Source organism: Desulfobacula toluolica Tol2 (genome assembly GCF_000307105.1).
In the GTDB taxonomy this organism is placed as follows: domain Bacteria; phylum Desulfobacterota; class Desulfobacteria; order Desulfobacterales; family Desulfobacteraceae; genus Desulfobacula; species Desulfobacula toluolica.
In genome coordinates, this window is record NC_018645.1 from 3,759,960 (window position 1) to 3,786,135 (window position 26,176).

The following is a 26,176-nucleotide window of genomic DNA, read 5'->3' on the forward strand; positions in this document are numbered from 1 at the left end:
AATTTTCCTCATAGAATCCAAAACAAACATTAAGACAATTCAAACCTGACATTAATCCTATCCTCATTTTTTATCAATATAGTAACATCGGGAGTGCTGGCAAATAACAAATTTGATAAAACTGCATGCAAATTAGGAGAACAATAAGGAAAGGTTATGCACATCAATCAATGCACTGATGAAACAGATGAACTATATGAAATAGATGAAGGCAACATAATTCCGTTGGAGCAGCTTGAACAAATTAGAGAATACTTGTTTTTAAGTACAAATCAATTATCAGAATCAGTCTGCCAAAAATCAGAGTTCAAACAAATTGTATTAAAGCAAAAACAATCTGAAGATCAATTAATATTGTATAAAGATCATCTTGAAGAACAGATAGTTGAATTAAAAAAGGCCAATCAAATCCTTAAAAAAGAAATTGATCATGCAAACAAAATAGAACAAGAATTAAAAAAAAGAATGAGAACCGAGATTAAAGAAAAAAAAACACTTGAAAGCGAATGTCGGGAAATGGAATCAATGCTGCGGCAATCGCAAAAGATGGAGGCCATTGGTACGCTTGCAGGTGGTATTGCCCATGATTTTAATAATATCTTATTTCCAGTCATTGGGTTTGCCCAGATGATTGATCAAGACCTGCCCCATGACAACCCCATGAAAAGTCAAATCAAAGGAATTTTAAACGGAGCATGCCGTGCAAAAGAGCTTGTCCAACAAATTTTAACATTCAGCAGGCAGACAGACAAAGAATATCACCCCCTCAAAGTACAATTAATTATAAAAGAACTTTTAAAATTTTCAAGGGCCACCCTGCCTGCCAGCATCAAAATTTTCACGGATATCCCCAATGATGTGGGTATGGTAATGGCAGATCCGACCCAGGTTCATCAAATTGTAATGAATTTGATCACCAACGCTTTGCATGCAATGGAAGAAAAAGGCGGAGAGCTGACGGTTAAACTCAGAGAAGTTGATTTAAAAAAAAATGCGGTTCCTTCACCGGATCTTGCACCTGGTTCATACATTTGCCTTGAAGTAACCGACACGGGTATCGGGATGGATGAAATCACAGTAAAAAGAATTTTTGAACCTTATTTTACAACCAAGGAAGAAGGCAAGGGAACAGGTTTGGGGCTTGCCTTGATCCACGGCATTGTAAAAGATTATCACGGGAAAATTATGGTTTACAGCTCTCCTGATAAAGGAACCTCTTTTTTTATTTATTTACCCTGCATTAAAAGCCCCAAAAAACAAACAGCTCACCGTATTCAATCAAACTACAAACCCAATGGTAATGAACATATTCTTATCGTTGATGATGAAATCAATATCACCATCATGTTTAAAAACATATTGACCTATTTTGGTTATCAGGTCAGTTCTTACAGCAACAGCATTGAAGCCCTTGAGGCATTTCGCAATTCTCCTGAAATATATGACATGGTGATAACGGATATGACCATGCCCAATCTTGCAGGAGAAAAACTGATCATGGAAATAAAAAAAATACAGCCCGCTATTCCCATAATATTATGTACTGGATTCAGCAAAAAAACAGCAACCAGCAGGACGATTGATTTTAAACCGGATAAAATCCTTATGAAACCGGTATTACAAGACGAACTGTTAACAAGCATCAGGGAAATTTTTGACAGCAGGACAGGCATGGCTATGAAGCATATTCAAAATCATGTATTATGAACACCGTGTATTATGAATTTAAATATATTTTGCATTCAAAATCAAAAATAGTGATCAAAAATCGCACTTGGGATTACTGGGATTTCCTGTTTTCCAACAAACAAACATTCGGAACCAGCTCAAGGGTTCTTTTTTTTGCAGGAAAAAAGATGGTAACAACAGTGCCATTTCCAGGCTTGCTTGACACATCAATGTAACCGCCAAGCTCCTTTACTGTTCCCCATACAACAGCCATACCCAAACCTTGACCGTCCCTGTCTATTTTTTTGTTTGTATAAAAAGGCTCAAATATTTTATCCATATCGTCTTTGGAAATACCAGGGCCATTATCAGAAACAGACAATCCCACATATTCACCCTGACGGACCGAATCATCCCCCGGCAAAGAGTTTAAATGGCTCAATTTGTGATAACGGTTATCAAAACATTGATTAAATGTTTTAATAATAATCTTGCCCGGTCCTTCAATAGCTTCTGCTGAATTATTTACAAGGTTTACAATTAATTTGTTTAAATGAGTACAAGAGCCTTCAATCACCATAAGTTGAGGTTCGAGTTCGTTTTTGATTCTGATTAAGGGAAATTCAAGCTTGAGCCTGAAAAATTCAGGCGAATAAATACATTGCCAGACAATGCTGTTCAAATTCAGCATATCCTTATTTACTCTACCTCTTCTGGAAAACGTCAACAGATCCTGAACCACGGCAGCAGCTCTTTCTCCAGAGGCTTGTATGATTTTCAGAGGTTTGATCAAATTGTTGTTTTCCGGCAGCTCCATCATCATCAGCTCAGGATAATTTATAATGCCGGACAATATATTATTCAAATCATGAGCAACACCACCGGCAAGCCGACCGATGGCTTCCATTTTTGATGCTTTTAATCCCTGGATGGCCTTTTTTTTGTCAGTGTCTTCCCGCTCCAGCATAGTTGCATACCGCTCCAGGATATTGGTGCGTTCTCGTTGGGATTTAACCAGGAAATTTAAAATGGTTTTTACAGAGATAATACCGTTAAGATGTCCGTTTTTAACAACGATAATATGGTCATAAATCCTATTGCTTTCTCTTTTCATGGCTTTGGATGCCACATCCTCAATGCTTTCATCATGGCAGACAATCATTGGGGATTTGTCCATTATGGCGCAAACCGGCTTGTTGATAAACAAGGAAAAGCCATATCTTTGACTTAAACAAAAATTCATATGTATATTCATCACAAGCCCCAGGATTTTTGATCCCTGGACGACAACCACAGCATTTACAGGTTTGTTTTTATCAAAAAATTCTTTTACGCTGCTGACCGGATCATCTTGCAACACTGTATATGCTTTTTTACTGATATAACTTATCCTATTCATTGAATCTGCTGTGAAAGTTTTCATCTTAATTCCTGCACCACAATAGAGATTTTTGATTATATAATTTAATCATCTATTATTATTTCTCACATTAATATTTGGCTTTTATTATAAAATGCCTAAAAATTTGTTTAAAATAACTGCCACAGAACAGATTTGCTCTTGCATCGCCTTTATTTATAAGCCTTTAATCTATTACCGGCTCATGACGACAAAGAAAAAGAGTGCTTGATCACAACAGATGATATCAGAAGGGGTCGTGGTTAAAACTGGTTTATGAACAGGTTGGCATTATGGGCACAGGATGCCAAAAAAAATTTATTCTTCAAGCTGGTCGATATAGTTTTGACCTGTTACGACATAGTATATATTTTCCGCGATATTTGTAATATGATCCCCAATTCTTTCAAAACATCTTCCCATAAAAATCAGCTGGGTACAGTCGTTGATGGCTGTGGTTTCATACTGCATCTGCTCTTGAAGCATTGTCATCATTTCGGAAAAATAACCGTCAATTTCATCGTCTTTTTGCCATACGGCAACAGCTTGTTTAATGTTCAAACTCAAAAAGGCGTCAATGGCATCATGAAGCATTATTTTACAGGTTTGTGCCATTTTCATGATGAGATCTGAGGCGTCTGATAAAGGTTTTTCAGACAAATTAGCAATGCGTTTGGCAATATTGGCAGTATAATCACCGATCCGCTCAAGTTCCGAAGCAATTTTCATGGCAGACAAAATTTGTCGCAAATCCACTGCCAGGGGATGGCGTTTGGCAAGGAACCGGACCGCATTATCTTCAATCTCTCTTTGAAAACGGTTGATATGGCTGTCGCCTTTAATAATATTTTGTGCAAGTTCGGCATCCATATGAACAAACGCCTGTGTAGCCCCATTAATCTGATCTTCACAGCTTTTTGCCATCAATGTGATCTTATCTCTGAGACTTTTGATTTCCTTGTCAAATGATTTTACGATATGCTCTTGCATACTATTTCCTCAAATTATCCAAATCGTCCTGTAATATAATCCTGGGTCAATTGATGTAGCGGATTTAAAAAAATCTGTTCTGTGGGACCGATTTCAATCAAATCACCAAGATGAAAGTAAGCAGTCCTCTGGGATACCCTGGATGCCTGCTGCATGGAATGGGTTACAATGGCAATGGAATACTCTTGTCTGAGTTCATCTATCAAATCTTCTATAATGGCAGTGGCAATGGGGTCCAGCGCGGAGCAGGGTTCATCCATCAATATGACTTCAGGACCCACGGCAATGGTGCGTGCAATGCACAACCGCTGCTGCTGCCCCCCTGACAACCCGGTGCCGGGCTGATCCAGTCTGTCTTTTACTTCTTCCCAGAGCCCGGCCCGTTTCAAGGATGTTTCAACCAGTTCATCAGACTGAGCCTTGTTCTGGACAAGGCCATGGATTCTAGGGCCATAGGCAACGTTATCATAAATTGACTTGGGAAAAGGATTGGGTTTTTGAAACACCATTCCAACCTGTGCCCTTAAAGGCACCACATCAACTTGTTTATCATAAATATTTTTACCGTCAAGAAGGATTTTGCCATCTACGCGACACCCTTCAATGGTATCATTCATCCGGTTCAAACTTCTTAAAAAAGTGGACTTACCGCACCCTGAAGGCCCGATCATTGCAATAACTTCATTACAGCCAATATCAAGGGAAATATTATTAATTGCTTTTTTTTCACCATCATTATAATACACATCAATATTTTCACACCGCATCCTCGGATTTTCCACGGTTGCTTCTCCAACAGTCCGTCGATCATCCTTTGGTACAAGTCCGGATTTCATCTTTTTCACCTTTTCCACCTTTTTCACCTGAGGGTTCCCGGGCATGATTTTATCCATCGCTTCATCATCTGAAATAATCTGTGTGACCATGATCTGTTTGTTTTGTTCAGTCTGTTCAGTCTGTGCAATCTCAATCTGTGCAATCTGTGTTTCCATTAAGCCTTATTCTCTTTATTTTGTAACATGTTTAAAGGTTTAAATACCGGACGCATATTTATTTCAAGCATCCGGTATTTTTTATATTCACAGACTATAAATCGTCTATTGACAACGGTGTTAAATTTGCAACCGCATTTGAATATTTTTTTCTTTCAGCTTCAGGCATGGGAATCAGTCCTTTGTCTGTCAAATACCCTTCATCACCCCAGGCTTTTTCACTTGTAAATTCCTTGAGATATTCACTGATTCCAGGAATTTTATCCACATGGGCTTTTTTTACATAAAAGAATAAAGGACGCGACACAGGATAAGACCCGTCTGCAATGGCATTAAATGTCGGTTGAACACCATCAATAAAAGACCCTTGAATCTTGTCCGTATTCTGGTCAAGAAAACTGAAACCAAAAATCCCCAAAGCATTGGGATTAGAGTCAAGTTTTTGAACGATAAGGTTATCGTTTTCACCGGCTTCAATATATGCACCGTCTTCACGAACAGTATGGCAGACAGATTTATATTTTTTCTTGTCCGTCTTTTTCATTGCCTTGATAAAACCAAACTTTTTTGCTCCGCCTTCCATGGCAAGCTCAACAAATGCATCCCTTGTTCCTGATGTTGGAGGCGGTCCTAAAACTTCAATTTTTGTATTGGGAAGAGAAGAGTTAACATCATTCCAGGTTTTGTATGGATTAGCAATCAATGTGTCACTTCCGTCAGGATTGGGAACTTGCTCTGCAAGGGCAAGAAAAAGATCTTTACGGGTTAATTTTAATGCACCTGCTTTTTTAGAATTGGCAACCACGATGCCGTCATAACCGATCTTGACCTCAATAATAGCAGCAACACCATTTTTACTGGCTTTTTCAAATTCAGATTTTTTAATTCTTCTGGACGAATTGGTAATATCCGGGTGCTGAACGCCGACACCTGCTCCAAACAATTTGTGTCCGCCGCCTGAACCTGTGGATTCAATTTTAGGTGTCTTGTACTTGGTGGATTTGCCAAATTTTTCAGCAACAACAGTTGCAAACGGATAAACCGTTGAAGAGCCGACAATCGAAATATAATCTCTTGAAGAACCGGCCCACACATTACTGATACTAATAACAAACAAGAGGGATAGAGCGGTGAATAACGTTTTTTTCATTTTCATCTCCTAACTGTTCTTAAATGTTCTGGTTGTTTTTTTATAAAAGTCTTGAAAATTAATACAGAGACTTTCAATCTTTGTTGTGGGCAAACCAAGATGAAATATCAGGGTCTGCCCGTGGCAGTTATTTAAACTTAAAATCAAATTTACCATCGTCTTTCAAATTTCTTTCTCAAAACAACTGCCAATGAATTCATGGTAATCAAAAACAACAGCAAAACCATGATTGCAGCAGAAGTTCTTTCTAAAAATGCTCTTTCCGGACTGTCAGCCCATAAAAAGATCTGTACCGGTAAAACAGTTGAAGGATCTGTAACTCCCCCCGGAATATCCACAATAAATGCAACCATGCCGATCATGAGAAGCGGTGCGGTTTCACCAAGGGCCTGAGCCATGCCGATGATGGTTCCGGTCAGCATGCCCGGCAATGCCAGTGGCAAAACATGATGTGTTATCATCTGAGTTTTTGAAGCGCCCACACCCAAAGCTGCTTCTCGTATGGATGGAGGTACGGATTTCAAAGATGCCCTGCCGGCAATAATAATTGTTGGCAAAGTCATCAAGGTCAGAACAAACCCGCCCACCAGGGGTGCAGACCGTGGCAAACCAAAGAAATTAAGAAAAACCGCCAGTCCCAGCAATCCGAAAACAATGGAAGGTACGGCGGCAAGATTGTTGATATTCACTTCAATCAGGTCTGTCCAGCGGTTTGTAGGTGCAAACTCTTCCAAGTAAACAGCAGATGCAACACCAATGGGAAAAGACAGCACCAAGGTGATCAAAAGGGTAAAAAAAGATCCTGTTGCAGCCCCGCAAATACCTGCCAGTTCAGGTTCTCTTGAGTCTCCTGCCGTGAAAAATGTCGTATTAAACTGCTTTCTTATCCTGCCTTGTTGTTCAAATGCATCAATCCAGGATATCTGATTATCTTTCAAACGACGATCAACCTCCGGCCCATCCCTTTTAATATGCCCCTTAAAAAACATATCCACATCATCATCCGCCGGAACCCATACACGCAAGGTTTTGCCGATTATATCAGGATTTTCTTTGACAAGATCCTGCAAATCATATGATGCGCCTGAGCTGACCAGACCATAAAGTTTTTTCTTGTCTTGCCGGGATGTCACTTCAGGAAAAGCGCTTCTAAGGGATGCCTTGACCATCCCATGGAAATCTGATGCCGCCAAATTATTGTTATCAATATATTCCGGATCAATAAAGACTTCTATCTCAATAAAAGTCTGTTGAAACGCCGTATACCCATTGGCAAAGATACTGACAAAAAGCAATGCAAGACAGATCAAACTCAGAACAATGGCCGACAGACCATACAGTTTAAAACGCTTTTCTTTGTTATATCGTTTGCTCAGGCCCTTCTGGACAATATCAATCGACCGTACTGACTCACCTGACTGTGCTGACTTATTTGACCGTACCAATCCAATTGAATCATTGGACACACTTGAATCATTTGAATCATTGTATCCAGTTGACACTTTGGATCTGGACACTTTGGATCTGGACTCTTTGGATCTGTTTTTTTTATTCATACTGCTCCCTGTATTTTCGAACCACAATCAATGCAATGACATTTAAAATCAGAGTTGTTACAAACAGCATCAAGCCCAAAGCAAATGCAGCAAGAGTTTTAGGGCTGTCAAATTCCTGATCACCAACCAGAAGCGTTACAATTTGCACAGTAACCGTTGTAACGGTTTTCAATGGATTCATCGTTAAATTGGCGGACAAACCCGCTGCCATCACAACAATCATGGTCTCGCCAATGGCTCTGGAAACAGCCAGAAGAACACCGCCGACAATTCCTGGAAGGGCTGCAGGCAAAATAACCTGCCGGATGGTTTCCGACTGTGTGGAACCAAGCCCGTATGCACCGTCCCTCAATGACTGTGGAACAGCATTGATCACGTCATCTGAAAGTGATGAAACAAAGGGAATGATCATAACCCCCATGACAAGGCCTGCTGCCAAGGCACTTTCACTTGATACATCAAGCCCTGCAGCAGCACCGGCATTTCGAATGGCGGGCGCCACCACCAGAGCGGCGAAAAAACCATATACAACAGTGGGTATACCTGCCAGTATTTCCAATAAAGGCTTTGCCACTGCCCTGAATTTTTTATTTGCATATTCCGACAGATAAATCGCAGACATAAGCCCTACAGGTACGGCAACAAACATGGCAATAGCCGAAATTAAAAGCGTGCCTGCAAAAACCGGTATGGCACCAAAAGCACCGGATGATCCCACCTGATCCGAACGGATCGCCATCTGGGGACTCCATTCCAGTCCAAACAAAAATTGCGTAATGGGAATTATTTTAAAAAACCGGATGGCCTCATAAAGAACAGACAAAACAATACCAATGGTGGTAAAAATCGCAATGGTTGAGCAGGCGATCAAAACCCATTTAAGAACCTTTTCCACATGATTTCTGGCTCTTAACTCAGGGGTAATTAATTTTTGAACGTATACAAGCCCTGCAATGGCAATGACAATGGCAATAACGGTGAGTGCAGCATGACTGACAAATTGCAGATGCTGATAATGTTCCGAAGCCTTTTGAATGGCGGGATTGACTTCTATTGAAACAATATTCCCGTTTACCAGGTTTTTGATATCGTTCATGGTCAAAGTTAATTGGTCTTTGGGAAGCGATTTTATTTCAACAGGCAAATGAGACAGAACCATTTGTGCGATTAAAGTCGGTTCAAATGCCAGCCAGAATGAAAAAACCAGCACAGCCGGAATACCACACCAAAGCGCTGTTAAAGCACCATAATATCCCGGCCTGGAATGCAAAAATTTTGGCCCGCCGCTTTCTTTCACAACGAAAAAAGAGCGTTTTTTACCCAGATAATAGCCTATCATTGAAAGCAGCAATAATGTTATCAGCAAATGTAACGGTGTCAAAACAACCTCTTTTAATTTGTTTAAAATCAAAACTTACTCTGCAAAGATAACTTAAATTTATTAGTTGATTTTTAATAAACGGTTAGAAGATGATTAGAAAAAATAAAAAAGCATAATAGAATCCTGGGCCGGGCCGGATGATCATTTACGGCAGCTAATAATTGTAGAGAGGCATTCTCTATGCTTCCAGATTGAAATAATTTCTTTTTTATCGTATGTGAACATTTGTGAACATTATTTTTACTGTTATCTTAAATTAAACGCAAATGATAAATCAAATATTTGAAGGGACTTGAAATGGGTATTTTAAACGGTTTATTAGGCAATGCAACCGAAGTTAAAGTGGAGGATCTACAAAAAGAACTAAACCCGATATTGGCTGATGGGGAATCTATAGAAATGGCCTATAAAGTACTGAGAGATATGTACGTTTTCACAAACAAAAGATTATTGCTTATTGATAAACAGGGGCTTACAGGGAAAAAGGTCGATTATCACACTATCCCTTATAAATCGATATCACATTTTGCAGTAGAGACAGCCGGGCATTTTGATATGGATGCAGAATTAAAAATTTGGATATCAAGCTCAAAAGATCCCATTATAAAAACATTGAAAAAGGGTACGGATGTTGTTGGAATTCAAAAAGCAATGGCCAATTTTATGTTCAATTAATATCAGGGATTGCAAAAAGGACTCTGCAAAATAAAGCCGTTTAATAAAAGGAATTTTATTAGAAGAAAAAGAACCCTATATGTAAGCCCCTTTAATGGTAAACTCATGGGGCACATGAGTATGAATCCGATTTAAAATGATCGTATAAGGATTTTGTCAGGGCGTATCAGCCCCATGCGGTAGGAGCCAGGACGGAATCTTGCGAGCTAAAAGGTTAAAAATATTTTTTTGGGGTTGTGGGAATGATCTTTTTTGTTAAAATTTTTAAGTCTGGAATAATCAAGGTAAAACTTGCCCGGTGTCACCTATATGTCACATGGAACAAAAAAAGGTTTTCAGTATTTGCTTAAAAACCCTTGATATCAGTGGCACGCCCGGAGGGATTCGAACCCCCGACCTATGGATTCGAAGTCCAGCGCTCTATCCAGCTGAGCTACGGGCGCACAGGTTTGTGAAGTCGATATTAGATAGCACAATGAAATTTATTGTGCAATGGTATACTTGCTTTTTATATAAAAGAAATTCTAACCTTTTGGAATAATAATTTTTTCATTTTTGGCAGCCCTTTTTTTTTGCATTTCATGGAATTTATTTTTCTCATGATTAATTTTTTTTATCACCATAAACGATGCATCCAGTTGATCAGATGATTTAATCTGTGGATTCTCAAAAACCAATTCAATTCTTTTTAAATCCTTTGATATGATTTCATATTTTTTGTTTTGCAAATCGCTACGAATATTTTTAATAAAATGCTGAAATACCGTTTTGTTGTTTAAAAATTTATCATGGCTGATCATATAATTGATTTCAGGCAATACAACCCCAAAACCAAGCAGAAAAACCAAAAGAAAAACGATACGCAACCAAATTTGTTTTGCAACAATTAATCCAATTATTGTTACGGCTAAAAATAGCAGGATCAATAAGTTCATAATCTTTATTACGCCTTTCCCATCTGGTTTACAGGTGTTTTACCGTTTGCAATAAAATTGATATTTTTTGCTACCAATTTTGCGATTCCCTGCATGGAAACATCTGTTGCACCACCGATATGGGGTGTTGCCATGACATTGTATTGAAACATATCATCTTCAGGGTCAGGGGGTTCTTCCCAGAAGACATCAAGACCTGCACCTGCAATAACTTTTGATTTTAAGGCCGATTTTAAAGCCTTGTAATCCACAAGGCCTCCCCTGGATACATTGATAAGAAATACCCCCGGTTTCATTATTTTAAATGTGTCATGATTGATGAAAGCCCCATGGGGCCTCCCATGATTCGATTTTTCAAGCTGTCTTTCATCATTTCAGTATTTCGTGATAACCCTATCATTAAATAGATAGCAAGTTCTGCAACAGAATCGGCATTTCCTGAGACATCAGTGGGAACATTTGCAACAAAAATTCCACGTTTGCGGGCAGCATTAATATCCACCAGTTCAAGGCCTGCACCGCATTGCTGGATCAGTTGAAGTTTGTCGGCTGTTTTAAGTGTCTCCTCGGTCACTCTTGACATTGTTGGAATTAAAACATCAATACCGGACAAATCTGTAATTTCAAAACGACCCTCTGCAATAAACTCATGACCAGGCAATATTTTTTTCACTCGGTTCAAAAAACCACCCCATGCATCTTCAGACGCTGCAAACAATATTTTCAATCAATGCCTCCTGTATTATTCAATGATGCCCCTTTTGAATTATAACCTCATCAATTATTTTAAAAAATCTATCTTGCCACAATCTGGAAATATAAACGAGCAATAGGTCTTATACAAGAATTCTTTAATCCTTTGATTTTAATTTTGCATAACTGCCACGGCCAGACTTAGTATTTCATTCAAAATTTGCCCGTAATAAAAATTAAAAATCTCTGTATAGTTGTTTTAAGGATAGTTTTTTTAAGGCTTTCATATAAACAAATTGACTTTCGTTTGCTCACAGTGTACAAAAATTTTCATGAAAGATGTAGAACAAGAAACAAAAAAAATGGAAGATGCTATTGCCAAGCGGATTAGAGAGCTTCGCAAGGACAGGGGATGGACTTTGGGAAAACTTGCTGAAATTACAGGCTTGTCCAAAAGTTACCTGTCCCAGATAGAAAATCATGAAAAAACTCCTACAATCGGGACGTTAACCAAAATTGCTTATGCTTTGGGGGAGAATGTACAATCTTTTTGGAATCTTGAAAAAGATGATGATGAAGAAAAAATGACCATGGTTCGTTCTTCCGAAAGACGCCCCATTATCCATCCGGGTGCAACCAGTGGTTATTCTTATGAATCCATAAGTTTTAAAAAACCGGATAGAATTATGGACGGCTATATTGTTACCTTGGAGCCGGGTATGACCAAAGAGCCCATGATACATGAGGGCCAGGAGATGGTTTATATGCTGGAAGGACGCAAGGAATTCATATATGACGGCAAATCCTTTATAGCTCAAAAAGGTGATTGTCTTTATTTTGATTCCGACCGGCCTCATCTGGGACGAAGCCTTGACGATAAGCCTGCACGCATGCTGGTTGTGTTTGTCAACCCCCGCAGGCAGGATTAACAAAAAACATACCTGTTTTGTTCACTATCAGCAAACAGAACGGGTAAAAACGATCACGAGGGCCAAAAAAACATGAAAAAAACGACTCAACTGAAAAATTTAATTCTTGACAATGAAATCTTAGTAATGCCCGGAGCCCATGATGTACTCACTGCAAAAGTTATTCAGGATGTTGGATTTAAAGCAGTTACTCTTGGGGGATATGCAAGTACGGCAGCATTGCTTGGAAGGCCGGACGGTTCATTTTTAACCCTGACGGAGATGGCTGATTATATCGGGAATATGGCAGATGCCGTTGATATACCGCTTCTTGCCGATGGTGATACCGGTCACGGCGGTGTACTCAATGTCCAGAGAACCGTAAAAAAACTGGAGATGCTCGGGGCGGCAGGCATGTTTATTGAAGATCAGCTTTTTCCCAAACGATGCGGCCATATGGAAGGCAAGCAAGTTGTTGAAAAAGAAGAAATGATTGCCAAAATCAAAGCCGCACTTGACGTCAGAAAAGATGATGATTTCATCATGATGGCCAGAACAGATGCCCTGGCGGTTCATGGACTTGACGATGCCATTGAAAGGGTTAACCTTTACCGTGAAGCCGGTGCAGACATGGTTTTTATTGAAGCCCCCACTACAAAAGAAGAAATGATCCGTATCAACCGGGAAGTGGATGCCCCTACCCTGGCCAATAATATCGAAGGAGGCAAAACTCCTCTGTTGTCGGCAAAAGAACTTGAAGAAATCGGATATAATGTAGTGGTTTTTCCGGTGGCATCAACCTATGCCATAAAAAAAGCAGTTACCGGCCTTATGACTGAGATCAAGAACACCGGAAGTTCCAAAGGCTTTCTGGATAATATGGTGACCTTTGATGAGTTTAATAAATTCATGGGCCTTGAAGAAATGCGCGAGCTGGAGCTGAGTTTTTACAAATAATTGTCAACCCTGATTCTTAAGAGAGCATACTCATGAACAAATTACAATGTGTCATCATGCGGGGCGGTACAAGCAAAGGTGTTTTTTTTCATGCAAATGAGTTGCCCCTGGATATTGAAAAAAGAACCCAAACAATTCTTCGGGTTATGGGAAGTCCTGATAAACGGCAGGTTGACGGATTGGGCGGGGCTGATATTTTAAGTTCCAAATCAGTCATCATAGGCCCGTCAAGCCGTCCTGATGCAGATATAGATTATATATTCGGCCAAGTGGGAATTACAAATGCTACAGTGGATTTTAATACTCTTTGTGGCAATCTTACGGCTGCTGTTGCACCATTTGCAATTGATGAAGGGCTTGTCAAGTGCGTTGAACCCTATACGAATGTGAGAATATGGTGCCCCACAGTAGAGCGTTATCTGGGAGCCACCGTGGAAGTAAATAACGGAAAGGCCGTTTACCACGGGGATTATAAAATGGATGGCGTGCCTGGCACGGGTTCTAAAATTCCCATTGACTTTTCAGATACGGCAGGTTTGATAACAGGCAGTTTGCTTCCAACAGGTAATCTCACTGACGTAATATCTGTGGAAGGGGCAGGTGATATCGAAGTCTCTGTTGTTGATGTTTCAACGGTTGTGGCATTTGTACGGGGAAAAGATCTGGGCCTTGACGGCAGTGAAACCCCTGAAATACACGACAGCAATAAAGATCTGATCAACAGGATGGAGGCCATAAGGCTCAAGGTTGCCCAATTAACGGATCTTGCCGGAAGAAGCCCGCTTTTACCCATGCTGGCTGTTGTGCGCTCACCCATGGATTATAAAAATTATGTGTCTGGTGACGATGTTTTTGCTCAAGATTTTGATATTATGGCCAAGGTCTATGCTGCGGGCATGATGCATAAGGCATACCCTGTTACAGGTGCCATTGCAACAGGTACGGCAGCTAAAATTCCCGGCACCATTGCCCATGAATGTGTCCCGGCAGGCAAGGCAACAAATGATGAAGTTGTCATTGGTCATTTCTCCGGCCTGCTTCCCATGAGGGTGGGCGGACAATTTAAAGAGAATGGCTTTGAACTGGAAACTGCCGAAATTTTTCGTACTGCACGCCGTATTATGGAAGGCAGCGTTTATATATAAAAAAAGCCGGAGAAAATTAAATGAATATTTCAGAAAAAATATTAGCCGCTCATTCCGGCCAAAAACGGGTCAGTCCCGGAGAATTTGTTAATGTAAAAGTGGATATGGTTATGGCCCACGACCTCACTGCAACCATGGCGCTTAAACAGTTTGAAAAGATGGGGGCAAAGGCGGTTTTTGATAAAACAAAAGTCGTGATTGTGCCGGATCATTTCGTGCCTGCAAAAGACATTGCTGCAGCAGAAATCAATAAAAATCTGCGAAGCTTTGCCCGCAGCCAGGGCATCCAATATTTTGAATGCGGCCAGGAAAGCGGAATTGAACATGTGATACTGCCGGAAAAAGGCCTGGTATTACCGGGTGAACTGGTGGTGGGAGCAGATTCTCACACCTGCACATACGGGGCATTGGGATCATTTTCAACAGGAATGGGCTCAACAGATATTGCTGTTGCCATGACCACCGGAGAAATCTGGTTTAAAGTGCCGCCCACCATTAAATTTGTTTATACAGGCACTCCCGGCAGATGGATCAGTGGCAAGGATTTGATCCTCTATACTATCGGGCAGATCGGTGTGGATGGTGCCATATACTCGGTAATGGAGTTTACCGGACCGGTTGTTGACAATCTTACTATGGATGATCGCTTTACAATGTCCAATATGGCCATTGAAGCCGGTGCAAAAGCAGGTCTTTTCGGTGTGGATGAAAAAACCATTGAATATGTTGAAAAAAGAGCAAAGCACCCCTATGAAGTTTATGCGTCAGACCCGGACGCTGAATATGAAAAAATTATCACATATGATGTTACCGATATGGAGCCTCAAATATCCATGCCTCATTCGCCTGAAAACACGGTTCCGGTGAGCAAGGCATCGGGAACTAAAATAGACCAGGCCGTCATAGGAAGCTGCACAAACGGCAGACTCAGTGACCTTGCCAATGCAGCGGCAATATTCGAGGGCCGTCATGTTCATCCTTCTATTCGATGCATTGTTGTTCCAGGCTCCCAGGAAGTATATCTTGCCGCCCTTAAACAAGGATATATCGAAACATTCATCAAAGCGGGAGTTGCCGTAAGCACTCCCACCTGCGGGCCTTGTCTGGGGGGACACACCGGAGTGCTGGCATCGGGCGAGCATTGCATATCCACCACAAACCGTAACTTCATCGGCAGAATGGGAAGTCCGGAAGCCAATATTTATCTGGCCGGACCAGCGGTGGCTGCTGCAAGTGCCGTGGCCGGAGAAATTATAGATCCCGAGGAGGTGATGAAACATGATTAAAGGTCTGTTGCATAAATACGGAGCAAACATTGATACGGATGTAATCATTCCTGCAAAATATGCCAATTTACCCACTCCTGAGGATCTTGGCAAGCATTGCCTTGAAAATCTTGATGATCAGTTTGTCCAAAATGTAAAACCAGGTGACATATTGATGGCGTCCACCAATTTCGGATGCGGGTCATCGCGTGAGCAAGCTCCATGGTCCATTAAAGGAGCTGGTGTTTCATGTATTATTGCTAAAAGTTTTGCCAGAATTTTTTTCCGCAATGCCATAAACATTGCCCTTCCACTTATGGAATGTCCCGAGGCTGTAGATGGGTCTGAAAGCGGGGATGTGCTGAAAATTGATCTCAGTGCCGGCATTATTGAAAACATTACCCGTGAAAAAGTGTTCAAAGCTACACCTTATCCTGATTTTATCAGTGAATTGATCAATGCGGGCGGACTTGTTTCATATACTAAAAAAAGAATTTGTTCCGGAGATTGACCCTCTTCATTTATAAGTATTCCCGCGCTTTGCGTGGGAATACCTTTTTGATCAGCTTGAGCTGCTTGTGCTTTTCCTTTGAGCTTGGACCACCTCGAACATATTTAAGGTATCCGGGTTGCCTGCTGCTAATAATTTTTCAACATCTTTGCCTTATCATCAATGAGTTCGAGCATAACATTGTTCATTTTTTTCGGATGAACAAATGCAAATTCACAATCCCTGAACGGACGGGCACCGCCGATAAAAGGATAATCTTTCTGTTTCAGTTCATCCATGGACTCACGGGTATTGTCAACGTTAAAGCTTATCAGCATGACGCCTTCGCCTTTTTTTTCGATAAATCTGGCAACATCCCCATCAGGAGTTGTTGATTCCATCAACTCAAACCCCACTTCCCCCACCCAGTATCTTGCAACCTTGATTTTTTCAGGTTCATCTATGTACTCATCATCCGGCCCGGATTTACCCAGTACAGGCTCCCATATTTTACGAGCTTCATCTATGTTTTTAACCGCAATACAGATGTGATCGACTTTATTTACTTTCATTTTTACCTCCCTTTTTGCCGTTATGGTAAAATGCTGACGTATCAGTGTACCGGATAACAGAAGGTCCGGTAACAAATAAGTATGGATATTTTGTTATGTGATTTTGTGGGCAAATCTTAAATAAAACACCAGGTCTGCCCGTAGCAGCTATATAAAAGAACTTCTAACGTGTTGAAATAAAATCTCTTGCATTTTTTGTGGTGGCAGATCAATTTGCCATGGCCGTTATTCAAAATAATAACGAGCTTGATCATAACATAAACCGGGCTCAATTGGTTCAGCAAATGTAACGGGTTGCAGACATTATAATCAAGCCCAAAACAACTAATCAAATAACAGGCAATCGCTACCAGAAGAATACAGGCATGGCAATCTTTTGTTTGGAGAGTCACATTTGATTACTGGATTTTGATAATGATATTTTTATTGTAACCTTTCATGCCTTACCCCGTTATATAGACAGAAGATCATGTTTTTTTTTACAAGAAAGTCTTGAAAACTCACACATAGACTTTCAATCTTTGTTGTGGACAAACCAAGGTGAAATACCGGGTCTGCCCGTGGCAGTTATAAGGAGGAAGTATGAAAAAAGTTATTTTAATTGTTTTTGTTTTGTTTTATCTTGTATCATCCGCATTGACTGAGGAATCACAGATGCTTTCACAACAAGCCATGGAAAGCGTTCAGCAGCAGGTCCGTGAGATGAGTAACCTTGGCATACCAGAAGCCCAGGCCCGGGAAATGCTGACATTGATGATTCAAAACCGCTTCCGGGAACAGAGCCGAATTCACGTTCAACAGGTGGTCATGGATACTGCCAGGGCAGGATTGCCTACTGAACCGGTAATGAGCAAAGCAATTGAAGGCATGGCCAAGCAGGCCAAGGAACAACAAATCATCTCGGCCATGAAAGCTGTGCAAAGTCGCTATGCATATGCAAACCAATTTGCAAAATCATTGTCCGATGATAAAAAAAATATTAATGCCATTACCCAAGCACTTGCTGACAGTCTGGCAGCCGGAATGAATACCAAGGATCTGGAAACAGTTAGAACCCAGTTGCAGGTTCGCACTCAGTCTCGTCAACAAACGAAAAACAAGGCGGATAACGACCAGTTAGCCATGCAAACCATGCTGACCGTTCGTACCATGTCACGATTGGGTGTCCGGACTTCTGATGTATCCGATATTCTGTGCCAGTCGCTGCAGAATCAATACTCCCATCAGGAAATCAAGCAATTGCGCAGCCAAATCGCTCAGCAGACACATCAGGCATCATCCCGGCAGGTTGCCCGTCAACATGCCAAATCAATTGGCAAAGGCGGTAAAAGTGACAATGATAGCAGTGGCGGTAGCAGTAATGGTGGTAGTGGCGGTAGCAGTAATGGCGGTAGTGGCGGTAGTGGCGGTAGTGGCGGCGGTGGCAATGGTGGCGGTGGTAAAGGCGGCGGCGGTAATGGCAGATAATCCTGATTTTCTTTAGGAGTATAAACCTTGAACCCATCTTGCCTGGCTTGCCCATGATGGAGGGGTGAGCCAGGCACATTTTTAAATTTAAAGGAAAAAGTGGATTCATACGACAGTTTTTACAGGAAAAATAAAGACAGAGTATTTTCCTACCTGCTCCGCCTGACCGGGGACTACCATAGATCCTTTGATTTCATGCAGGAAAGCTTCACCCGGTACTTTTCCAGGTATCGCTGCAAGAACAATAATTGTGCCTTGCTCTACACCATTGCCCGTAATGCAGCCCTGGATTCGATCAGGAAACGCCGGGAGGAAACAATTATTTAAAGTCCTTGGGATTCACGGCTGCCGGATTTTGTGCAGCCGTGCTGATATTTTTTAGCCTTTTTCAGTCTCCGGGGCCCCACTCCTTTAGCAATCGGTTCGTTCTTTTCGAGCCTGCCGCAGACCAGGTGGAATTGACCGGATCTTTCATAGGGTGGCAGCGGATTTCCATGAAAAAAATCGGCAACAGCGGTTACTGGGAGCTCAATCTTCCGGTTGTTTCCGGAGAACACAGATACGCCTATATCCTGAACAATGACAGCCAGATTGCCGACCCTACCCTGCCTGCAAGGGAAAAGGACGATTTTGGTTCGGAAAACTGCATTTTCGAACCTCTTTTATAATATTTGTAACAGTATTATTTATACTTTTTCATATTATACTTTTCAGCCAGTTTGAGTCGTTCCTGGTCTGGAAGAGATTTCATATATTTTTTCCAGCCAGGGCACCAGCCTGCATGCCATTTCCATATCCTGCCTAAAAATGATTTTGGATTGTTGTCATATTTTGATCTAAAACTACAGTTACCGCAATTGTGTGTGGTCATACTTTCTTCCTTTCATCTGGTTGAAAAATAGATATCTCCGTAATATGCCGTCACCGTTTTTTTTGTATTATCCGTATCGCTCATCAGCACGACGGCATCAATAAATCGGATCTTTTTGCCAAAGTATTTTTTAAAATCTTCATGTATATTTCTTTTTTCCGCATGCCATACCGATACCGGAGCTTGAGATGATTGCAGAGCAACCATCACGGCATTTTTTTTAGCAAAAGCATTGGGCCAGACGTCTCCTTTTAAAGAATTTTTAGCCCATACATAATTCATGGCACGGGTATTCCAAACAGCAATACCGCCGGAAACTACTACATAAATCCGGGCAGCATAATCATCACCGGATTTTTGTTTTTCATCAAAAGTGCCTGCCAGCCGGTTTTCAATTCGCCATCGCCAGTTCAATACCGGAAATTTTTCAAGATCGACCCGGATCTTTTTTATCAGCCCTGAGGCAGAGTTTTGACTGCCGGCCTTCAATACCATGTTGCCGTCAACCATGACAAGCGAGTAAGTGGTTTCGTTAACAAACTTTTTAGATTCCCACCCTTCAAGTGTCTGTTGGGAAAACGCGCCCACAAGAATATTGTCCTTTTCATCTGCATGAACATGCAGATTTGAAAGGATGCATAATCCTAAAATAAAAATAAGTATCCGGCATTTTTTCATTTTTGTGGCCTTTCATATTATATATGGTGATTATGAACTGTTTTTAATCTGAATTCAAGAAAAGCACTCTTGTCATTATAAAATAAATTCTTATCTTTTACCTTATTATTTTGGTATGATGGCGTTAAGAATTGATCATTTTTTTTGGAGGGATGCAATGAGGATAGCCTTTCCTGTTAAGGAAAATAACGGACTGGAAAGTATCGTGGATGAACATTTTGGTGTTGCTGAAAATTTTTTAATTGTTGACATGGAAACCCGGGAAATTGAGCTTAAAAAAAATCAAAAGCTTTCAGCTGAAGGCTCCAGATGTAAAACCGGCCTGTTTGAAAAAAAAGACAATGTGGATGCGGTTGTAACCAAATGCATGGGGGATGGGTCTCAAAGGAACCTTGCGTCATCAGGCATTAAGGTTTATCAGGCTGTAGAAGATACCATACTCAAAAACCTGGACCTTCTTGAAAAAGATGAACTCAAGCCGTTCCATATATTTGATTTTTGCCAGACAAAAAAGAATAAAAAGGAAGGCGGCTGCGGACACCATCATTAGGAACAAACCAAATTGAAATCTATATTGAGCCTGATAGGCAAATTATTATATCGGTTCATGGGATGGACCTATGATGAACTGCCGGGTTATTGGACCGGCAAATGTGTTGTGATCGGCTTTCCTCATACAGCGAACATGGATACAGTCCGGGCATTGACCTATATTAGAATTGCAAAGATCAATGCCCGGCTTCTGGTTAAAGCGGAGTGGTTTTTTTTCCCCATGTCCATTATCCTTAAAAGCCTTGGCGGTATGCCGATAAAAAGGGATAAAACCCATGGATTTGTTAAAACCGTAGTCAGGGAATTTAATAAAAGAGAAAAACTTATCCTGGCAATGGTGCCGGAAGGCACAAGAAAAAATGTAGCATCCATAAAAACAGGTTTCTGGTATATTGCAAAAGGGGCTAATGTGCCTATTCTCTGCTGGTATCTTGATAATCAGGCAAAAAAAACCCGCTGGATCGGTAAAATCAACCCTGGAAAAACCCTGGAAGGTGATTTGCTGAAAATTCAAGAATTATATCAAAATGTTGGATTTTCAATTCCTTTGAATAATCTTGTTTTATAACTGTATTATAACCATCGTGTTGACGTAACCCCAGTTTATGTAACCTATTGAAAAACAAATAAAATTATTGACATATAAAGGCTCGTTCTTTACACTGAAGTCTTTGAAAGATTTACCTTAAAGTACTTTTTTTAAAAAAATCAAGCCAATGCTTTGATATTTTAAAGACAAGGAGAGTAGATATAATGTGTCGTCTGTTTGCACTTACCAGCAAGGATCCTGTGAGTCCCATGCTTGCCGTCAAAGCCCTTGATGTGATGAAAGAGGGTCATGACGGATCTGGCGTGGGATTGCTGCTTCAGGATCTGGGTGGCCCTTTTGAAGAGATGAAAGATGCACCGATTTTATCCGGTATATTCAGCGAAGAAGGTATCCGGCGTCTGGATCTTTTCATGATGGACCAGGGGTTTCTTACCAAATATAAGATTTCTTTAAAGGTTCCCAAAAAACCGGTTAAGGGCATTCCCAAGCGAGATCTTTACCTGATCAGAGCCTACGAACTGCCCGAAGACTGGGACAATCTCGAACCGGATGAAATTTCCAGACGGCTGATGATGATCCTGTTGAAAATCCGTGAAATGGGTGAAGAAAAAAAAGATATGATGGTCTTCTCCTTTTGGCCGGATACCATAATGATCAAGGAGATCGGTGATCCCATGCAGTTGGCCGAACATCTGGGCCTGGATAGAAAAGAACTCAATGCCAGAATTATTATGGCCCAGGGCCGTCAAAATACAAATTATGCAATCAATCTTTATGCCTGCCACCCGTTTTTTATCAATGGCTACTGCACCATGACAAATGGAGAAAATACAGCTTTTATTCCTATCAAAGATTTTTTGTCATCAAGGAAATTTCCAGGTTATATGGGGTATCATTCCGATTCCGAGGTGTTTGCTCATATCCTTCACTATTCAATGGTTGGCCTTGAACTGGGAATTGATGCTTATAAACATGTGATTACCCCTTTACAGGAAGATGATCTTCAGCAACACCCGGACGCCCTGTTCCTTTCACACTTGAAACGAACCTGCAGGCCACTTATTATTGATGGTCCCAATTGTGTTATCGGGACCCTGCCGGACCATTCCATGTTCATGGTTCAGGACAGAAAAAAACTTCGCCCCGGTGTGGTGGGTGGAAAACCCGGTCTGTTTGGACTTTCCTCTGAAATCTGCGGTCTTGATGCCGTGATCCCGGATAGGGATAAATCAAAAGATATACAACCCATGCACATTGATACAGCAATTGTCAGCCCTGACCGCCAGGAGGTAAGCATATGTCGTCAAACAGAAGCCTTGAACCTTCCTCTTTAAGCCTGAATGATCTGCCCTGGCAGATCCGGTACAGCAACGACCGGTGTACCCTGTGTGGGCAGTGTACTGCGGTATGTCCCGTCAAGGCTATTGAACTGAATGTGTTTCAAAAACGAATCATTAAAACCTCGATTCAAAAAGATAAAGACCATTCCAACCAGTATGACACTTTTTACGGTATTCGCCAGACAACCCGGGTGGAAAATGCCTGTATAGGATGCGCCATGTGTACCATGGCCTGTCCAAATGATGCCATTGCCCCGGTGAAAAACCCAGGACTGGACAGGCTCAAGTTTCATGTTAACCAACAAGGTGTCCCCAGAAGACGCGGAGGCCGAAGAAATTCGTCCCAATCCGTACTGGACAGGATCAAGTTCACCCGTATCTCCATGCTCACCGACCCTGCCCTTGATGCGGGCCGCCATGAGTTTGAAATGAGAACTCTTCTGGGGCGGGTACTTTCCCCCAGGGAAAACATGAAGCGGTTGAGGGAAAACGGATGGATTCCGCCGGTCAGAGAAATTTATCCTTTGATCATCGGCGGCATGTCCTTTGGCGCTCTTTCTCCCACCATGTGGGAGGGTCTCCAAATGGGGGTTGCCTACCTGAACGAGGAACTTGGCATGCCGGTCCGGATCTGCACAGGGGAAGGAGGATGCCCGCCAAGGCTGCTGCGATCCAGGTTTTTAAAATATGTGATTCTCCAGATTGCATCCGGATATTTTGGATGGGATGAGATTATTCATGCCATTCCCCACATGAAAGAAGACCCCTGTGCCATTGAGATCAAATACGGCCAGGGAGCCAAGCCAGGGGACGGGGGGCTGTTGATGTGGCATAAAGTCAATAAGCTCATTGCCGCCATTCGCGGGGTGCCCCAGGGCGTAAGCCTGCCAAGCCCGCCAACCCATCAGACCCAGTATTCCATAGAAGAATCTGTGGCAAAAATGATTTTGTCCATGTCCATGGCATGGGGATTCAGGGTGCCGGTTTATCCGAAAATTTCCGCATCTTCGACATCCCTTGCCGTATTGAACAACCTGACCCGGAACGACTATGCCTCAGGGCTTGCCATTGACGGTGAAGACGGTGGGACCGGTGCTGCGTATACGGTTTCCATGGATCATATGGGCCATCCTATTGCTTCTTGTATCCGGGACAATTATCTGAACCTGACCAAAATCGGAAAGCAAAATGAAATTCCCATCTTTGCCGGTGGAGGTATTGGAAAAAACGGAAACCTTGCAGCCAATGCAGCTGCATTGATAATGCTGGGGGCAAGTGGAGTTCAGATAGGAAAATATGTGATGCAGGCGGCTGCCGGTTGCGTTGGAACCGAAGAAGACCGATGCAATGTGTGCAATGTTGGAATTTGCCCCAAAGGCATCACTTCCCAGGACCCAAGGCTTTACAGAAGGCTTGATCCTGAAGACGTGGCAGAAAGAATCGTCGATCTTTTTGTCTGCTTTGATACCGAGCTTAAAAAGATCGTTGCCCCGCTTGGGCGTTCAACATCGTTGCCCATCGGGATGTCGGATGCCCTTGGAATTGATGATCATGCGGCAGCTCAACGCCTCAATATAAAGTATGTGGTCTAAGGATGTGTGATTTATGAAAAAAGATGCATTTATTAAATTATCCGGCAAAAAAGATGAAAAAAGAATTCCTTCCAGGGTTTTGGAAGAGATCATTCATCAGCATATTAAAAACGGCCGCAGAAATATTGAAGTTGAAGGATACGGCCAACATGGTATCGGCGGAAGGCTCTGGGATGGGGGAAGCGATAATATCCACATTCGTATTACGGGTCAGTCCGGCCAGAGAACAGGATCTATGGGCAATGCAAACACCCGGATTGAAGTCATGGGACCGGCTTCTGACGATGTTGGCTGGCTCAATGCAGGTGCTGAAATCATTGTCCACGGACATGCTTCCAATGGCGTGATGAACGGAGCTGCCCAGGGCAAAGTCTATATCGGCGGTTCCATTGGTGCCCGTGGCATGACCATGACCAAAAGAAACCCGAGATTTGAACCGCCCGAACTCTGGGTACTGGGTTCGGCAGGCGATTATTTTGGTGAATTCATGGCAGGTGGTATTGCCGTTATCTGCGGTTACAATGCAGATCCACAGGATCAAATTTTAGGGTACAGGCCCCTTGTGGGTATGGTTGGGGGCAAAGTTTTTGTCCGGGGCAGTGTAAATGGCTTTTCACAAAAAGATGCCAAACTATCCACCTTGTCGGATGAACAGTGGCAATGGCTGGTGATCAACCTGGATGCTTTCTTGAAAAAAATCAATAAAAGCGATCTGTTAAAATCATATTCAGAACGTTCCCAATGGCAGCTTATTGAAGCAAAATCCGCCAGGGAAAAAGCTCAGGTACCTGAAAAGCCATCCATGTCATGGTTCAGGGAACAGGTGTGGGACAAGGAACTGGGCAAAGGCGGCCTTATCGGCGATCTTCAGGAAACTGAAAAAGGAACCATTCCCTTAATTACCCGGGGGGATTTAAGACGATACATTCCGGTATGGGAACAGGGAAAATATATGGCGCCATGTCAGGCTGCCTGCCCCACAGGTATTCCGGTTCAGCAAAGATGGAATATGGTCCGGCTGGACAATATTGACGAGGCCGTCAGCATGGGTCTTGAATACACTCCGTTCCCGTCAACCGTCTGCGGATATCTTTGCCCCAGCCCATGTATGGCCTCCTGCACAAGGCATCAGAATTATTTGTCTCCAATTGATGTACGGCTTTTGGGAAAGGCCGGGGAAAACGTCAAATTGCCGACACCCGCTAAAAAAAGCAAAAAAAAGATTGCCGTTATCGGTGCAGGCCCGGGCGGCATTTCAGCTGCATGGCAACTAACTTTAAAGGGGCATACAGCAACATTATTTGATACAAGCGATACCATTGGCGGGAAAATTTCTTCTATTATTCCCGGTTCAAGACTCCCCCAAGAGACCCTTGCAACAGAACTTGCCAGGGTTAAAAAAATGGTTCCCGACATAAAATTAAACCAGACCATAGACAGCAAAAAATTTTCAAAAATCAAATATGACTATGACTTCACCATTGTCGCTACGGGCGCTAAAAAACCAAGATCTCTGCCGATTAAAGGCATTGAACAAGCCGTGTTTGCCAATGATTTTCTTGCAAGTGCCAAACAAGACAAGGCTGCACCCGGAAAAAAAGTGGTCATCATTGGTGCCGGAAATGTGGGGTGTGATGTGGCAACCGAAGCCCATCGCCTGGGGGCCGAAGAAATCACCTTGATTGACGTTCAAAAGCCTGCTGCGTTTGGCAAGGAAAAAGAGGATGCAAAGGCAATAGGTGCTGTTTTCAAGTGGCCCTGCTTTACTCAAAAAATTACGTCAAAAGGCCTGTTCATCCAGGATGGTGAGTTTTTAAAGGCAGATACTGTGGTAATCTCCATCGGGGATGTTCCGGATCTTGATTTTCTTGATGATACCATTAAAATTGAAAACGGATTTGTTACAGTTGATGAATTCAACCAGACCTCCGACCCCAGAATATTTGCCATTGGAGATATTGTAGGGCCCGGTTTGATAACGGATGCCATTGGGGCAGGAAAAAGAGTTGCCCGTAACATCGACCGGATCATCAGCGGAAAAAGTCCGAATCATGGAGATCGTTTGCCCCGGGTGGACAAGCAACGGATCAGTCTTGAATATTATAACCCCAGAACTATTGCCGACAATTTGAGTGATTGCGGTACGGATTGTGCCTCCTGCGGAAATTGCAGGGATTGCGGAATCTGCGTGGCAATCTGTCCTGAAGCTGCCATTAAAAGAATTGAAACAGACAACGGTGCATTTGAATATACAGTGGATGCAAATCTTTGTATTGGCTGCGGTTTCTGCAAAGGAGCCTGTCCGTGCGGGATATGGGATTTAATCCCCAATTCTGCCCTGTAAAAAAAC

The 26,176-nt window shown here is 42.0% G+C and carries 27 protein-coding genes and 1 tRNA gene; 15 read left to right on the top strand and 13 right to left on the bottom strand.

From position 1 onward, the window contains the following. The first annotated feature begins 156 nt into the window (after positions 1–156). Positions 157–1,707: an ATP-binding protein gene (locus tag TOL2_RS17135; RefSeq protein ID WP_014958553.1), complete on the top strand. Its 1,551-nt coding sequence runs from the start codon at positions 157–159 to the stop codon at positions 1,705–1,707. A 73-nt stretch (positions 1,708–1,780) separates the two neighbouring features. Here the strand turns inward: TOL2_RS17135 and TOL2_RS17140 are convergent, their stop codons facing one another. The 6 genes from TOL2_RS17140 to pstC all read right to left on the bottom strand — a co-directional run bounded on the left by TOL2_RS17140 (position 1,781) and on the right by pstC (position 9,136). Then, the gene (locus TOL2_RS17140) at positions 1,781–3,091 is read right to left on the bottom strand and encodes an ATP-binding protein (protein WP_014958554.1); all 1,311 of its coding nucleotides are present in this window, start codon (positions 3,089–3,091) and stop codon (positions 1,781–1,783) included. A gap of 294 nt (positions 3,092–3,385) precedes the next feature. Continuing rightward, the gene (gene phoU, locus TOL2_RS17145; protein ID WP_014958555.1) at positions 3,386–4,057 is read right to left on the bottom strand and encodes a phosphate signaling complex protein PhoU; all 672 of its coding nucleotides are present in this window, start codon (positions 4,055–4,057) and stop codon (positions 3,386–3,388) included. 14 nt (positions 4,058–4,071) lie between these two features. Then, the gene (pstB, locus tag TOL2_RS17150; protein WP_051012576.1) at positions 4,072–4,893 is read right to left on the bottom strand and encodes a phosphate ABC transporter ATP-binding protein PstB; all 822 of its coding nucleotides are present in this window, start codon (positions 4,891–4,893) and stop codon (positions 4,072–4,074) included. Between the two features lie 250 nt (positions 4,894–5,143). Then, positions 5,144–6,199, bottom strand: coding sequence for a PstS family phosphate ABC transporter substrate-binding protein (locus tag TOL2_RS17155; RefSeq protein ID WP_014958557.1), 1,056 nt, complete (start codon positions 6,197–6,199; stop codon positions 5,144–5,146). A gap of 149 nt (positions 6,200–6,348) precedes the next feature. After that, a complete protein-coding gene (pstA, locus tag TOL2_RS17160) occupies positions 6,349–7,644 on the bottom strand; it encodes a phosphate ABC transporter permease PstA (RefSeq protein WP_014958558.1) in 1,296 nt (431 codons plus the stop codon). 103 nt (positions 7,645–7,747) lie between these two features. Then, positions 7,748–9,136, bottom strand: coding sequence for a phosphate ABC transporter permease subunit PstC (pstC, locus tag TOL2_RS17165; RefSeq protein ID WP_014958559.1), 1,389 nt, complete (start codon positions 9,134–9,136; stop codon positions 7,748–7,750). Between the two features lie 297 nt (positions 9,137–9,433). Between pstC and TOL2_RS17170 the strand changes: the two genes are divergently transcribed. Then, a complete protein-coding gene (locus TOL2_RS17170; protein ID WP_041279594.1) occupies positions 9,434–9,811 on the top strand; it encodes a PH domain-containing protein in 378 nt (125 codons plus the stop codon). Positions 9,812–10,177: 366 nt separating this feature from the next. On the opposite strand, the gene TOL2_RS17175 is transcribed toward TOL2_RS17170, so the two are convergent. The 4 genes from TOL2_RS17175 to TOL2_RS25650 form a co-directional block, all read right to left on the bottom strand. Beyond that, a tRNA-Arg gene (locus TOL2_RS17175) sits at positions 10,178–10,254 on the bottom strand. A gap of 81 nt (positions 10,255–10,335) precedes the next feature. Then, on the bottom strand, positions 10,336–10,746 hold the full coding sequence (locus tag TOL2_RS17180) for a hypothetical protein (RefSeq protein WP_014958560.1): 411 nt from the start codon (positions 10,744–10,746) through the stop codon (positions 10,336–10,338). A gap of 8 nt (positions 10,747–10,754) precedes the next feature. Further along, entirely contained in the window at positions 10,755–11,042 is a 288-nt protein-coding gene (locus TOL2_RS25645; protein ID WP_014958561.1) for an NAD(P)-dependent oxidoreductase, read from the bottom strand. Beyond that, positions 11,042–11,473, bottom strand: coding sequence for a Rossmann-fold NAD(P)-binding domain-containing protein (locus tag TOL2_RS25650; RefSeq protein WP_014958562.1), 432 nt, complete (start codon positions 11,471–11,473; stop codon positions 11,042–11,044). Before TOL2_RS25650 ends, TOL2_RS25645 begins: the two co-directional genes overlap by 1 nt. Positions 11,474–11,771: 298 nt before the next feature. On the opposite strand from TOL2_RS25650, the gene TOL2_RS17190 reads away from it, so the two are divergent. The 5 genes from TOL2_RS17190 (at position 11,772) to TOL2_RS17210 (ending at position 16,225) form a co-directional block, all read left to right on the top strand. Next, positions 11,772–12,368: a helix-turn-helix domain-containing protein gene (locus TOL2_RS17190; RefSeq protein ID WP_014958563.1), complete on the top strand. Its 597-nt coding sequence runs from the start codon at positions 11,772–11,774 to the stop codon at positions 12,366–12,368. A 72-nt stretch (positions 12,369–12,440) separates the two neighbouring features. After that, a complete protein-coding gene (locus TOL2_RS17195; protein WP_014958564.1) occupies positions 12,441–13,304 on the top strand; it encodes an isocitrate lyase/PEP mutase family protein in 864 nt (287 codons plus the stop codon). A gap of 32 nt (positions 13,305–13,336) precedes the next feature. Continuing rightward, complete coding sequence (locus tag TOL2_RS17200) at positions 13,337–14,449, top strand: 2-methylaconitate cis-trans isomerase PrpF family protein (RefSeq protein ID WP_014958565.1); 1,113 nt, start codon at positions 13,337–13,339, stop codon at positions 14,447–14,449. Positions 14,450–14,469: 20 nt separating this feature from the next. Next, positions 14,470–15,735, top strand: coding sequence for a 3-isopropylmalate dehydratase large subunit (gene leuC, locus TOL2_RS17205; protein WP_014958566.1), 1,266 nt, complete (start codon positions 14,470–14,472; stop codon positions 15,733–15,735). Then, positions 15,728–16,225 carry a 3-isopropylmalate dehydratase small subunit gene (locus tag TOL2_RS17210; protein ID WP_014958567.1) on the top strand — a complete coding sequence of 166 codons (498 nt, stop codon included), beginning with the start codon at positions 15,728–15,730 and terminating at the stop codon, positions 16,223–16,225. The genes leuC and TOL2_RS17210 overlap by 8 nt, the downstream gene beginning before the upstream one ends. 128 nt (positions 16,226–16,353) lie before the next feature. Here TOL2_RS17210 and TOL2_RS17215 read toward each other — a convergent pair whose 3' ends face one another. Beyond that, positions 16,354–16,776 carry a VOC family protein gene (locus TOL2_RS17215; protein ID WP_014958568.1) on the bottom strand — a complete coding sequence of 141 codons (423 nt, stop codon included), beginning with the start codon at positions 16,774–16,776 and terminating at the stop codon, positions 16,354–16,356. A 582-nt stretch (positions 16,777–17,358) separates the two neighbouring features. Between TOL2_RS17215 and TOL2_RS25020 the strand changes: the two genes are divergently transcribed. The 3 genes from TOL2_RS25020 to TOL2_RS17230 all read left to right on the top strand — a co-directional run bounded on the left by TOL2_RS25020 (position 17,359) and on the right by TOL2_RS17230 (position 18,911). After that, positions 17,359–18,243: a hypothetical protein gene (locus TOL2_RS25020; RefSeq protein ID WP_014958569.1), complete on the top strand. Its 885-nt coding sequence runs from the start codon at positions 17,359–17,361 to the stop codon at positions 18,241–18,243. Positions 18,244–18,342: 99 nt separating this feature from the next. Beyond that, on the top strand, positions 18,343–18,570 hold the full coding sequence (locus tag TOL2_RS17225; RefSeq protein WP_014958570.1) for a sigma factor: 228 nt from the start codon (positions 18,343–18,345) through the stop codon (positions 18,568–18,570). Between the two features lie 38 nt (positions 18,571–18,608). Continuing rightward, positions 18,609–18,911, top strand: coding sequence for a glycogen-binding domain-containing protein (locus TOL2_RS17230; protein WP_232507964.1), 303 nt, complete (start codon positions 18,609–18,611; stop codon positions 18,909–18,911). A 14-nt stretch (positions 18,912–18,925) separates the two neighbouring features. Here TOL2_RS17230 and TOL2_RS17235 read toward each other — a convergent pair whose 3' ends face one another. Beyond that, positions 18,926–19,114, bottom strand: a complete 189-nt coding sequence (locus tag TOL2_RS17235; RefSeq protein ID WP_014958572.1) for a hypothetical protein — start codon at positions 19,112–19,114, stop codon at positions 18,926–18,928. A 12-nt stretch (positions 19,115–19,126) separates the two neighbouring features. Beyond that, positions 19,127–19,792 (bottom strand): DUF3047 domain-containing protein, encoded by a 666-nt coding sequence (locus TOL2_RS17240; RefSeq protein WP_014958573.1) that lies wholly within the window; start codon positions 19,790–19,792, stop codon positions 19,127–19,129. Between the two features lie 157 nt (positions 19,793–19,949). Here TOL2_RS17240 and TOL2_RS17245 point away from each other — a divergent pair, with 157 nt between their 5' ends. The 5 genes from TOL2_RS17245 to TOL2_RS17265 all read left to right on the top strand — a co-directional run bounded on the left by TOL2_RS17245 (position 19,950) and on the right by TOL2_RS17265 (position 26,170). After that, positions 19,950–20,342 carry a NifB/NifX family molybdenum-iron cluster-binding protein gene (locus TOL2_RS17245; RefSeq protein WP_014958574.1) on the top strand — a complete coding sequence of 131 codons (393 nt, stop codon included), beginning with the start codon at positions 19,950–19,952 and terminating at the stop codon, positions 20,340–20,342. Positions 20,343–20,354: 12 nt separating this feature from the next. Further along, positions 20,355–20,912 (top strand): 1-acyl-sn-glycerol-3-phosphate acyltransferase, encoded by a 558-nt coding sequence (locus tag TOL2_RS17250; RefSeq protein ID WP_014958575.1) that lies wholly within the window; start codon positions 20,355–20,357, stop codon positions 20,910–20,912. Positions 20,913–21,097: 185 nt separating this feature from the next. After that, complete coding sequence (locus TOL2_RS17255) at positions 21,098–22,228, top strand: class II glutamine amidotransferase domain-containing protein (protein ID WP_014958576.1); 1,131 nt, start codon at positions 21,098–21,100, stop codon at positions 22,226–22,228. Beyond that, complete coding sequence (locus tag TOL2_RS17260) at positions 22,192–23,826, top strand: glutamate synthase-related protein (protein ID WP_014958577.1); 1,635 nt, start codon at positions 22,192–22,194, stop codon at positions 23,824–23,826. Before TOL2_RS17255 ends, TOL2_RS17260 begins: the two co-directional genes overlap by 37 nt. Positions 23,827–23,839: 13 nt before the next feature. Next, positions 23,840–26,170: an FAD-dependent oxidoreductase gene (locus tag TOL2_RS17265; RefSeq protein WP_014958578.1), complete on the top strand. Its 2,331-nt coding sequence runs from the start codon at positions 23,840–23,842 to the stop codon at positions 26,168–26,170. Positions 26,171–26,176: the final 6 nt, after the last annotated feature.

What these genes read in the sequence shown, in the direction of transcription:
- TOL2_RS17260 (WP_014958577.1), top strand. Translation starts at nt 22,192, where the DNA reads ATGTCGTCAAACAGAAGCCTTGAACCTTCCTCTTTAAGCCTGAATGAT.
- TOL2_RS17155 (WP_014958557.1), bottom strand. Translation starts at nt 6,199, where the DNA reads ATGAAAAAAACGTTATTCACCGCTCTATCCCTCTTGTTTGTTATTAGT.
- phoU (WP_014958555.1), bottom strand. Translation starts at nt 4,057, where the DNA reads ATGCAAGAGCATATCGTAAAATCATTTGACAAGGAAATCAAAAGTCTC.
- TOL2_RS17135 (WP_014958553.1), top strand. Translation starts at nt 157, where the DNA reads ATGCACATCAATCAATGCACTGATGAAACAGATGAACTATATGAAATA.
- TOL2_RS17255 (WP_014958576.1), top strand. Translation starts at nt 21,098, where the DNA reads ATGTGTCGTCTGTTTGCACTTACCAGCAAGGATCCTGTGAGTCCCATG.
- TOL2_RS17210 (WP_014958567.1), top strand. Translation starts at nt 15,728, where the DNA reads ATGATTAAAGGTCTGTTGCATAAATACGGAGCAAACATTGATACGGAT.
- TOL2_RS17245 (WP_014958574.1), top strand. Translation starts at nt 19,950, where the DNA reads ATGAGGATAGCCTTTCCTGTTAAGGAAAATAACGGACTGGAAAGTATC.
- TOL2_RS17140 (WP_014958554.1), bottom strand. Translation starts at nt 3,091, where the DNA reads ATGAAAACTTTCACAGCAGATTCAATGAATAGGATAAGTTATATCAGT.
- TOL2_RS17215 (WP_014958568.1), bottom strand. Translation starts at nt 16,776, where the DNA reads ATGAAAGTAAATAAAGTCGATCACATCTGTATTGCGGTTAAAAACATA.
- TOL2_RS25645 (WP_014958561.1), bottom strand. Translation starts at nt 11,042, where the DNA reads ATGAAACCGGGGGTATTTCTTATCAATGTATCCAGGGGAGGCCTTGTG.
- TOL2_RS17235 (WP_014958572.1), bottom strand. Translation starts at nt 19,114, where the DNA reads ATGACCACACACAATTGCGGTAACTGTAGTTTTAGATCAAAATATGAC.
- TOL2_RS17170 (WP_041279594.1), top strand. Translation starts at nt 9,434, where the DNA reads ATGGGTATTTTAAACGGTTTATTAGGCAATGCAACCGAAGTTAAAGTG.
- TOL2_RS17180 (WP_014958560.1), bottom strand. Translation starts at nt 10,746, where the DNA reads ATGAACTTATTGATCCTGCTATTTTTAGCCGTAACAATAATTGGATTA.
- TOL2_RS17190 (WP_014958563.1), top strand. Translation starts at nt 11,772, where the DNA reads ATGAAAGATGTAGAACAAGAAACAAAAAAAATGGAAGATGCTATTGCC.
- TOL2_RS17200 (WP_014958565.1), top strand. Translation starts at nt 13,337, where the DNA reads ATGAACAAATTACAATGTGTCATCATGCGGGGCGGTACAAGCAAAGGT.
- leuC (WP_014958566.1), top strand. Translation starts at nt 14,470, where the DNA reads ATGAATATTTCAGAAAAAATATTAGCCGCTCATTCCGGCCAAAAACGG.
- TOL2_RS17265 (WP_014958578.1), top strand. Translation starts at nt 23,840, where the DNA reads ATGAAAAAAGATGCATTTATTAAATTATCCGGCAAAAAAGATGAAAAA.
- TOL2_RS25020 (WP_014958569.1), top strand. Translation starts at nt 17,359, where the DNA reads ATGAAAAAAGTTATTTTAATTGTTTTTGTTTTGTTTTATCTTGTATCA.
- pstB (WP_051012576.1), bottom strand. Translation starts at nt 4,893, where the DNA reads ATGAAATCCGGACTTGTACCAAAGGATGATCGACGGACTGTTGGAGAA.
- TOL2_RS17240 (WP_014958573.1), bottom strand. Translation starts at nt 19,792, where the DNA reads ATGAAAAAATGCCGGATACTTATTTTTATTTTAGGATTATGCATCCTT.
- TOL2_RS17195 (WP_014958564.1), top strand. Translation starts at nt 12,441, where the DNA reads ATGAAAAAAACGACTCAACTGAAAAATTTAATTCTTGACAATGAAATC.